This window comes from Bacillus sp. FSL R5-0443, from assembly GCF_038608285.1.
Lineage (GTDB): Bacteria > Bacillota > Bacilli > Bacillales > Bacillaceae > Bacillus > Bacillus velezensis.
The window spans coordinates 1-10,000 of sequence record NZ_CP152013.1 but is presented as its reverse complement, the minus strand read 5'-3'; the positions used below and the strand labels follow the sequence as shown (position 1 = coordinate 10,000).

Annotated in this window: 7 protein-coding genes and 1 rRNA gene (1 of these 8 cut by a window edge); all 8 read right to left on the bottom strand. The window is 45.7% G+C overall.

Annotated features, from left to right (window positions below; genetic code table 11):
• A 16S ribosomal RNA gene (locus tag NYE28_RS00040) occupies positions 1-651 on the bottom strand (it extends 899 nt beyond the left edge of the window).
• 298 nt (positions 652-949) lie between these two features.
• Positions 950-3,409 (bottom strand): DNA gyrase subunit A, encoded by a 2,460-nt coding sequence (gene gyrA, locus NYE28_RS00035; RefSeq protein ID WP_015239009.1) that lies wholly within the window; start codon positions 3,407-3,409, stop codon positions 950-952.
• 215 nt (positions 3,410-3,624) lie between these two features.
• Positions 3,625-5,541, bottom strand: a complete 1,917-nt coding sequence (gene gyrB, locus NYE28_RS00030) for a DNA topoisomerase (ATP-hydrolyzing) subunit B (protein WP_011996153.1) — start codon at positions 5,539-5,541, stop codon at positions 3,625-3,627.
• Between the two features lie 56 nt (positions 5,542-5,597).
• Positions 5,598-5,843: an extracellular matrix/biofilm biosynthesis regulator RemA family protein gene (locus NYE28_RS00025; RefSeq protein WP_004392908.1), complete on the bottom strand. Its 246-nt coding sequence runs from the start codon at positions 5,841-5,843 to the stop codon at positions 5,598-5,600.
• 17 nt (positions 5,844-5,860) lie between these two features.
• A complete protein-coding gene (gene recF / locus NYE28_RS00020) occupies positions 5,861-6,973 on the bottom strand; it encodes a DNA replication/repair protein RecF (RefSeq protein ID WP_007409910.1) in 1,113 nt (370 codons plus the stop codon).
• A 15-nt stretch (positions 6,974-6,988) separates the two neighbouring features.
• Positions 6,989-7,204, bottom strand: a complete 216-nt coding sequence (rlbA, locus tag NYE28_RS00015; protein ID WP_004392910.1) for a ribosome maturation protein RlbA — start codon at positions 7,202-7,204, stop codon at positions 6,989-6,991.
• A gap of 134 nt (positions 7,205-7,338) precedes the next feature.
• Positions 7,339-8,475, bottom strand: coding sequence for a DNA polymerase III subunit beta (dnaN, locus tag NYE28_RS00010; protein ID WP_007409909.1), 1,137 nt, complete (start codon positions 8,473-8,475; stop codon positions 7,339-7,341).
• 184 nt (positions 8,476-8,659) lie between these two features.
• Positions 8,660-10,000 carry a chromosomal replication initiator protein DnaA gene (gene dnaA / locus NYE28_RS00005; RefSeq protein ID WP_007409908.1) on the bottom strand — a complete coding sequence of 447 codons (1,341 nt, stop codon included), beginning with the start codon at positions 9,998-10,000 and terminating at the stop codon, positions 8,660-8,662.

The window sequence follows — 10,000 nt, the reverse complement described above, 5'->3', positions numbered from 1 at the left end:
AGTTTCCAATGACCCTCCCCGGTTGAGCCGGGGGCTTTCACATCAGACTTAAGAAACCGCCTGCGAGCCCTTTACGCCCAATAATTCCGGACAACGCTTGCCACCTACGTATTACCGCGGCTGCTGGCACGTAGTTAGCCGTGGCTTTCTGGTTAGGTACCGTCAAGGTGCCGCCCTATTTGAACGGCACTTGTTCTTCCCTAACAACAGAGCTTTACGATCCGAAAACCTTCATCACTCACGCGGCGTTGCTCCGTCAGACTTTCGTCCATTGCGGAAGATTCCCTACTGCTGCCTCCCGTAGGAGTCTGGGCCGTGTCTCAGTCCCAGTGTGGCCGATCACCCTCTCAGGTCGGCTACGCATCGTCGCCTTGGTGAGCCGTTACCTCACCAACTAGCTAATGCGCCGCGGGTCCATCTGTAAGTGGTAGCCGAAGCCACCTTTTATGTCTGAACCATGCGGTTCAGACAACCATCCGGTATTAGCCCCGGTTTCCCGGAGTTATCCCAGTCTTACAGGCAGGTTACCCACGTGTTACTCACCCGTCCGCCGCTAACATCAGGGAGCAAGCTCCCATCTGTCCGCTCGACTTGCATGTATTAGGCACGCCGCCAGCGTTCGTCCTGAGCCAGGATCAAACTCTCCGATAAAGTAGTTTGACTGACTACGCACATCGCTGTGCGATTTATTTAAAACTTTGAATTAACAGGTACGTTTTGTCTTGTTTAGTTTTCAAAGAACTTTGTTGCTTCTCTCGAAGCGACCTCTTAATCATAACATTTTCAGTTTGCTAGGTCAATACTTTTTCAAAAAATATTTTCGCTAGGCTTGCCTTTCTATTAAAAAGACAACAAAAATGATTATATCAGCATCATCACTATGTGTCAAAGCTTTTTTTCATTTCTTTATATAGTAAAAGCGCAGCCTGTTACAGCTGCGCTTTTGCGTTTATACTTCTTCCGTTTCTTCCGGCTCTTCTTCATTCTTTTCCACAAGCGCCACAGTGGCTACATGCTCTTGATCAGACATGCGGATCAGACGGACGCCTTGTGTTACGCGTCCCGTAGTGGAGATATCATTAATATCCATTCTGATTAACACGCCGCTTGCCGTAATAATCATTAAGTCCTCTTCGCCTTTTGTTGCTTTCACGGTTACTAACGGACCGTTGCTGTCAGTGATTTTACATGTTTTAAGGCCTTTTCCGCCCCGGCTTTGAACTCTGTATTCTGAAGCCGGTGTGCGTTTGCCGTAGCCGTTTTCTGTCACTATGAGGACATGGGAGTCTTCTTCAAGAATCTCCATGCCTACCACAACATCATCGTCTGTCAGCGTGATGCCTTTAACACCCGCAGCTGTGCGTCCCATTTGTCTTACATCTGCTTCAGGGAAACGGATCAGCAAACCGTTCTTCGTTCCGATGATGATTTGTTTCTTGCCGTCAGTCAGGCGGACGGCCATCAGTTCATCGTCTTCCCGGAGACCTAGGGCGATCAGCCCGTTATTCCGTATATTCGCAAACTGGGACAGTGCCGTACGTTTCGACACCCCTTGTTTGGTCGTAAAGAAGAGGTATTGCTCCTCATCAAACGTGCTGACCGGAATAATAGCATTAATCCATTCGCCTTTTTCAACCTCCAGAAGGTTAATAATCGGAATGCCTTTTGCCGTACGGCCGTATTCAGGGATTTCATATCCTTTAGAACGGTATACCTTCCCTTTATTAGAGAAGAACAGGATCGTATCGTGCGTTGATGTGGAAATTAAGTGTTCCACAAAGTCATCTTCATTCGTTCCCATTCCCTGTACGCCTTTTCCGCCCCGTTTTTGGCTGCGGTATGTGGACGCCGGGAGACGTTTAACATAGCCGTTATGGGTCAGTGTGATGACGATATTTTCTCTCTCGATAAGATCTTCATCTTCAATTGTTTCAAGACCGGACGTCACGATTTCAGTGCGTCTCTCATCATTGAAACGCTCTTTGATTTCATTAAGTTCTTCACGGATGATCTCAAGAACTCTTGCTTCATTGGCTAAAATATCTTTCAGCTCGGCGATAAGCGCAACAAGTGATTGATATTCCTCTTCAATCTTTTCGCGCTCCAGACCGGTTAATCGCTGAAGGCGCATATCCAGAATGGCTTGCGCTTGTTTTTCAGTCAGTGAGAATTGTTCGATCAAACCTGTTCTCGCAATTTCAGCCGTCTGGGAATTGCGGATAAGAGAAATAACGGCATCTAAATGATCGAGAGCAATTCTTAAACCTTCCAGAATGTGAGCTCTCGCTTCCGCTTTGCGGAGTTCGTAAGCCGTTCTGCGCCGGATCACAACCTTCTGGTGATCAAGATAATGCTCCAGACATTGTTTCAGGCTTAGTACCTTCGGCTGTCCGTCAACGAGCGCCAGCAGGTTGATTCCGAAAGACGTCTGCAGGGCCGTTTGTTTGTACAGGTTATTCAAAATGACGTGAGCATTGGCGTCACGGCGGATCTCAATGACGATTCTCATTCCGTTACGGTCGGATTCGTCACGCAGATCGGTAATTCCTTCGATTTTTTTGTCCCGGACAAGATCTGCGATTTTTTCAATTAATCTCGCTTTGTTCACCTGATAAGGAAGTTCCGTGACAATAATTCTTTCTTTTCCCGATGATGTCTCTTCGATTTCAGCCTTAGCCCGGATCGTAATGGATCCCCGTCCGGATTCATATGCCTTGCGGATGCCGCTCCGGCCTAAAATCTGACCTGCAGTCGGAAAATCCGGGCCCGGGATGTATTCCATCAGCTCCTGGTTTGTAATCTCAGGATTCTCACTTACGGCAAGCACGCCTTCAATGACTTCCCCAAGCTGATGCGGAGGAATATTTGTCGCCATTCCGACCGCGATACCGGCAGCTCCGTTGACGAGCAGATTCGGAAATCTCGAAGGCATGACGACAGGTTCTCTTTCTGCGCCGTCATAGTTATCTTGATAATCAATCGTATCTTTCGTAATGTCCCGGAGGATTTCCATTGCGATTTTTGACATTCTCGCTTCTGTGTAACGCATCGCGGCCGCTGAGTCGCCGTCAACCGAACCGAAGTTGCCGTGTCCGTCAACAAGCATGTAGCGGTAGTTAAAATCCTGCGCCATTCTGACCATTGATTCGTAAACCGCTGAGTCACCGTGCGGGTGGTACTTACCGATAACTTCACCGACGATACGGGCAGATTTTTTATATGGTTTGTCACTGGTCATGCCTAAATCATTCATCGCGTACAAAATCCGTCTGTGAACCGGCTTCAGACCGTCACGCACATCCGGAAGCGCCCGGGATACGATAACGCTCATTGCATAGTCTAGGAAGGATGTCCGCATTTCCTGACTGATATTGACTTCACGTACTTGTGGTGTGTTTTGTTCACTCATTAAAAAAACCTCCCTGAAGTATCACATGAAATAATGTGGGAGTAGATTGTCCATTATGATCTTCAATACGATTTCACTATTCTCCATTATATCAATAAACTTGTGTTTATACACATTAATTTAGTAGAATATACGGGTTTTGCGGGTTTTCAGAGGCTTTAGAAGCCGCTTTGAGAAAAAAGCCTTATTTCTTAACGAAAATAAGGCTTTCTTGGTTAAATATCAAGATTTTTTACGTATCTGGCGTTTGCTTCTATGAAGTTTCTCCGCGGTTCTACTTTGTCACCCATCAGCATTTCAAAAGTCTCGTCAGCGTCCATTGCATCTTCAAGATTGACTTGCAGAAGCGTTCTGGTCGCAGGGTCCATTGTCGTTTCCCAAAGCTGAGTCGCGTTCATTTCTCCAAGACCTTTATAACGCTGGAGGCCGGGCTTAGGTGATTGCGGAAGCTCTTTTAACAGCTCATCAAGCTGCTTATCGTTATAAGCGTATTCCACCCGTTTTCCCTGCTGCACTTTGTAAAGCGGCGGCTGGGCAATGTAGACATAGCCGTTTTCGATGATTTCCCGCATGTATCTGTAGAAGAACGTTAATAAAAGCGTTCTGATGTGGGCGCCGTCAACATCGGCATCCGTCATGATGACCACTTTATGATAACGCGCTTTTTCAAGATTAAAATCTTCTCCGATTCCTGTTCCGAGGGCCGTGATCATTGATCTGACCTCATTGTTTGAGAGAATCTTATCAAGTCTGGCTTTCTCAACGTTCAGAATCTTACCGCGCAGCGGCAGAATAGCTTGGAAATGACGGTCCCGTCCCTGTTTCGCTGATCCGCCCGCAGAGTCACCCTCTACGATATACAGCTCGGAAATGCTCGGATCTTTAGAAGAACAGTCCGCCAGTTTGCCCGGCAGATTGGAAATCTCAAGCGCACTTTTGCGCCGGGTCAATTCCCGCGCTTTTTTCGCTGCCATCCGCGCTCTTGCGGCCATTAAACCTTTTTCAACGATTTTGCGGGCTGAGTCCGGATTTTCAAGAAGGAATGTTTCCAGCGCAGAAGAAAACAGCGTATCAGTGATCGTTCTCGCTTCGGAGTTGCCGAGCTTGGTTTTCGTCTGCCCTTCGAATTGCGGATCAGGGTGCTTAATTGAAATAATGGCAGTCAGCCCTTCTCTCACATCATCCCCGCTTAAATTCGGATCATTTTCTTTGAAAATCCCTTTTCTTCTTGCATAGTCGTTTATGACACGGGTCAGACCGGTTTTAAATCCGGCTTCGTGCGTCCCGCCTTCGTATGTGTTGATATTATTCGTGAAAGAATAAATATTGCTTGTATAGCTGTCGTTGTATTGCAATGCAACTTCAACCGTTATGCCGTCTTTCTCGCCTTCGATATAAATCGGCTCTTCATGAACGACTTCTTTGGAACGGTTTAAGTACTCAACATAGCTTTTGATTCCGCCTTCGTAGTGGTACTCGTTTTTCCGTTCTTGTCCTTCACGTTTGTCTTCAATCGTGATGTTTACGCCTTTTGTCAGGAAGGCCAATTCCCGGACACGGTTTGAAAGCAGATCATAGTCGTATACGATTGTTTCTTTGAAGATTTCCGGATCCGGAACGAAGTGCGTAATCGTTCCGGTCTTATCAGTATCACCGATCACTTCAAGATCAGCCACAGGTACACCGCGCTCGTACGCCTGATAGTGGATTTTTCCGTCACGATGAACCGTAACGTCAAGAGTGGTCGACAAGGCGTTTACGACAGACGCCCCTACACCGTGAAGACCGCCGGATACTTTATATCCGCTTCCGTCAAATTTACCGCCGGCGTGGAGAACGGTCATGATGACTTCAACCGCAGGGCGGCCCATCTTCTCCTGGATACCGACCGGAATTCCGCGCCCGTTGTCCTTAACGGTAATGCTGTTATCTTTTTCAATCTCGATGTTAATATCTGTACAATAACCGGCCAGGGCTTCGTCAATACTGTTGTCGACGATTTCCCACACCAAGTGGTGAAGGCCTTTGCTGTTAGTTGATCCGATGTACATCCCCGGTCTCTTTCGAACAGCTTCCAAACCTTCTAATACCTGTATCTGATTCTCATCATAACTATTTTGCTGCTGTTCCATAGCCATGCACATTCACCTACACTTTTCTTAAACGATATATTCATTGTAAAGATCCGCTAAGAATCTATTTCTAACATAAATTGCGCACGTTTCTTCAGTGTGCCGGAAGATAAGGGAGAGTAATATATATTCTCAGTCGTGACTACGATAGACTTTGGCGTGCCGTTTACGGACGGCACTACTTTTTCTTTCTGTCTGTCCAGAAATTCTTCAACGATCGGCGATACATTGACCTTGCAGTCAAAAATGCCGACGATATCGCGTGTTGAAACGACAAAGTCGTCACCTAAATGAATATACAATCGCTCACCTCATTTCTTCACTTCACTAACGTACCGTTTTCCACACGGAACATTCCTGCTTGATGTAAGGTATCGTGGTCAATGCCATCCACGCTTGTCGTGGTGACAAATGTCTGCACACGGCCTTGGATCGTATGAAGCAAATGGGACTGTCGGTAATCATCCAGCTCGCTTAGTACATCATCCAAAAGTAAAATGGGGTATTCTCCGATTTCTTCATGAATCAAATCTATTTCGGCCAGCTTCAAAGACAAAGCCGTCGTACGCTGCTGTCCCTGTGAACCGTACGTCTGCACATCGCGTCCGTTCACATAAAAAAGGACATCATCCCGATGCGGTCCGAATAATGTGACGCCTCGTTCTATTTCTTTTTCTTTTAATTTCGAAAAAGACTCCTGGTAGCTGTTACCTATTTTCGACAAATCTTTGGGATCTGATACATCAAGCGCCGTGTGGTACTTAAGCGTCAGTTCTTCAAGTCCCCGGGAAATGCCGGAATGGATCGGCTGCGCCCATTTTTCAAGCTGCGCCGTAAACTGCAGACGTTTGGCGACAACTTTTGCGGCTGCTTCAATCAGCTGATCAGTGAGAACGTCAAGCATGGTCCGGTCAGTCTGTTTCCGGCTTTGCAGCTGTTTCAGAAAATGATTCCGCTGTGAAAGGATTTTTTGATAAAGAGATAAATCATACAGATAAACGGCAGAAACCTGCCCGATCTCCATATCGAGAAATCTCCTCCTCACCTGGGGGCTTCCTTTGACGAGATTTAAATCCTCAGGGGCAAACATAATGGTGTTCAGCGCTCCGACATACTGACTGAGTTTTTGCTGCTCTATATGATTGACCTTGCCCTTTTTACCTTTTTTGGAGATGACAAGCTGCATCGGGATATCCCCGTTTCGCTTCATCACTCTTCCTTCTATTTTAGCATAGTCTTCGTCCCACCGTATAAGTTCTTTGTCATTTGAGGTGCGGTGTGATTTTGCCATCGAAAGGACATAGATGGCTTCCATCAGATTGGTTTTGCCTTGGGCATTTTCCCCGATGATCACATTCACCTTGTTTTCGAATTGAAGCTCAGCGCGCTCATAATTACGGTAGGATGTTAATTCTAAATTTTGGATATACAACCACTGTCACCCGCTTTAATTGACGACTTGAAATGAACCAAATCCTTCAATCGCGACCACGTCTCCAACGTAAAGCTTTCTGCCGCGGCGATTGTCAGGTTCATTGTTGACAGTCACCTCATGCTCGCTCAGAAACCACTTCGCCATGCCGCCGGACTGAATCACATCGGCTAATTTTAAAAACTGGCCAAGCGTAATCATTTCTGTATCAATCGAAATCGGATTTGCCATATTATCGACCTCTTTCAAATATCACTAATATCTAATTGTACTAAAAAATCCTGAAATAAGGAAAGGGAAAACTTGAGGGAGCGGCTGATGAATAGAAAAGCTGCCGAACTAAGCCGGCAGCACATTCTGTTTGATTAATACGTTCTGACCGGAAGGATGAGCTGAACGATGGTTTCATCATTCGGCGTACGGATAAGAAACGGTCTCATCGCTCCCGTAAAACTGATACGGATGTCCGCTCCTTCAAGTACTTTCAGTGCGTCCATCATATATTTTGGACTGAATGAAATATTTAATTCCTCGCCGTCAATCTGGTCAGCCAGCACAGCTTCGACCACTTTCCCGATTTCCGGAGAATTTGATGAAATCTCCAGCGAATCCGCCGGTTTGGCAGAAAGCTTTACAACGTTGTTGCGGCCTTCTCTCGCCAATAAAGAAGCACGGTCTATCGCCTGTAAAAATTCCTTCGTGTTCACGACGATTTCCGTTTTGCTTTCCTGCGGAATTAAGCTGGTCGTGTCCGGATAGTTTCCGTCAAGCAATCTTGAGAAGAACAATACGTTTTTCGCTTTGAACAGAACTTGGGTTTCTGTAATGACGATATCAACCAGTTCTTGGTTGTCATCAAGAATTTTGCTCAGCTCGGTTAAGCTTTTCCCGGGAATGACCACGTTATAAGAGCTGTCTTCCGGAATATCAAGCTTCGCCTTTCTTAAAGCAAGTCGGTGGCTATCCGTGGCAGTGCATAATAATTCACCGTTTTCGACTTTCCAGTTTACACCTGTCAAGATAGGGCGTGTTTCTGAGGCGGACACAGCGAACACGGTTTGGCGAATCAGGTTTTTCAAAAGATCCGTCGGAATCTGAATGGCGTGATGCTCTTCGATTTGCGGCAGATGCGGATATTCATCTGCATCAAGGCCGTTTAAATTAAATTCGGCTTTTCCGGAACGGATAATCGTTAAATATTGATTTTGAACTTCGATTTCAACAGTCGCCATCGGAAGTTTTTTAACGATTTCGCTGAAGAAACGCGCTTGCAGCACGATACTTCCCGGCTGATCGATCGTCACGATTTCTTTATCATCATCTTCTTTCGGAATGAATGACTCGATTGAAATATCAGAGTCACTTCCTGTGAAAGATACCCCTTCATCTGAGGCGACGATCTTAATACCGGTGAGAATGGGAATTGTGGTTCTGGATGAAACGGCTTTTAGAACGTCTTGTACACTTTCGACTAAACGATCTTTTTGAATCGTAAATTTCATGTTTATCCTCCTAACGGATAATATAATTAATATATTTTAAAAATAGCAGTAGTAATAGTAGGGCCTGTGGATTTGTGGATAAGTTGTGAAAAAGACAGGAAACACAGCCTATCCACATGTGGACAGACTGTGTATGGCTATGAAAAAGTTATTCACACTTTCCCCGATTCATCCGAGGGCACTATTATTTAAGCAGTTCTTTTATTTCTTTCACCTGCTGCTGAAGCTGCTCGTCATCAATCAGCAGTTTTGAAATCTTTTCATGGGCGTGAATGACGGTTGTATGGTCTCTCCCGCCAAATTCTTCCCCGATTTTAGGCAAAGAAGAATCTGTCATTTCTCTTGAAAGATACATCGCAATTTGTCTTGGGAACGCCACGGATTTCGTGCGCTTTTTCGCTTTGAAATCTTCAAGCTTAATGTTGAACTGCTGTCCGACAATCCGCTGAATCTCTTTTATCGTAATGACCTTCGGCTTAGAAGACGGAATAATATCTTTCAATGCTTCTGCAGCCAGGTCTGCGTTAATGTCTTTATTGATTAAAGATGAATAGGCGACAACCCGGATTAATGCCCCTTCCAGTTCGCGGATGTTGCTGTCAATCTGATTCGCGATATAAAGCATGACCTCGTTCGGAATATCAAGGCCTTCCGCCTTCGCTTTTTTTCTCAGGATGGCAATCCGCGTTTCCAGATCCGGCGGTGTGATATCCGTAATCAATCCCCATTCGAACCGCGAACGCAGGCGGTCTTCAAGGGTCGGGATCTCTTTCGGCGGTCTGTCGCTGGAAATCACGATTTGTTTGCTTTCTTCATGAAGCGTGTTGAATGTATGGAAAAACTCTTCCTGTGTTTGTTCTTTTCCGGCTAAAAATTGAATATCATCTATCAAAAGTACATCAACGTTCCGGTAGCGGTTGCGGAAATCAACGGCTTTATTATCGCGGATTGAGTTGATGAATTCATTTGTGAATTTTTCAGAAGACAGGTACACCACTTTGGCTGAAGGATTATGATCAATGACATAATGGCCGATTGCGTGCATTAAGTGGGTTTTTCCTAAGCCGACTCCCCCGTATATAAATAAAGGGTTGTACGCTTTAGCGGGTGCTTCCGCCACAGCCAGTGATGCTGCATGGGCGAATCGGTTTCCCGATCCGATGACGAATGTGTCGAATGTATATTTCGGGTTGAGCATGCTTTGGGGAAAATCAGACGGTTCCTCTTTTGCCGCTTTTTTCACTTGCGGTTTCGGTAAAAAGTTTTCTTCGTCCTGATTTTGAGGAATGACAAATTTGACGCTCAACTCTTCCCCGGTTAATTCGTATATGGTATCTGCAATGAGATGTAAGTACCTGGACTCCAGCCAGTCTCTGGCAAATTCATTGGGAGCGGTGATGGTTAAGGTATCCCCTTGCAGCGAATGGGCTTTCGTCGACTTCATCCAAGTTTCGAAACTCGGTTTGCTTAGCTTTTTCTCAATTTGAGCTAGAGCTTGATTCCAAAGATCTAATATATTCTCCAT

Bases quoted from the DNA above. Each gene is read 5' to 3' on its own strand.
- gyrA (WP_015239009.1), bottom strand. From the start codon at position 3,409: ATGAGTGAACAAAACACACCACAAGTACGTGAAGTCAATATCAGTCAG.
- gyrB (WP_011996153.1), bottom strand. From the start codon at position 5,541: ATGGAACAGCAGCAAAATAGTTATGATGAGAATCAGATACAGGTATTA.
- rlbA (WP_004392910.1), bottom strand. From the start codon at position 7,204: ATGGCAAATCCGATTTCGATTGATACAGAAATGATTACGCTTGGCCAG.
- dnaN (WP_007409909.1), bottom strand. From the start codon at position 8,475: ATGAAATTTACGATTCAAAAAGATCGTTTAGTCGAAAGTGTACAAGAC.
- dnaA (WP_007409908.1), bottom strand. From the start codon at position 10,000: ATGGAGAATATATTAGATCTTTGGAATCAAGCTCTAGCTCAAATTGAG.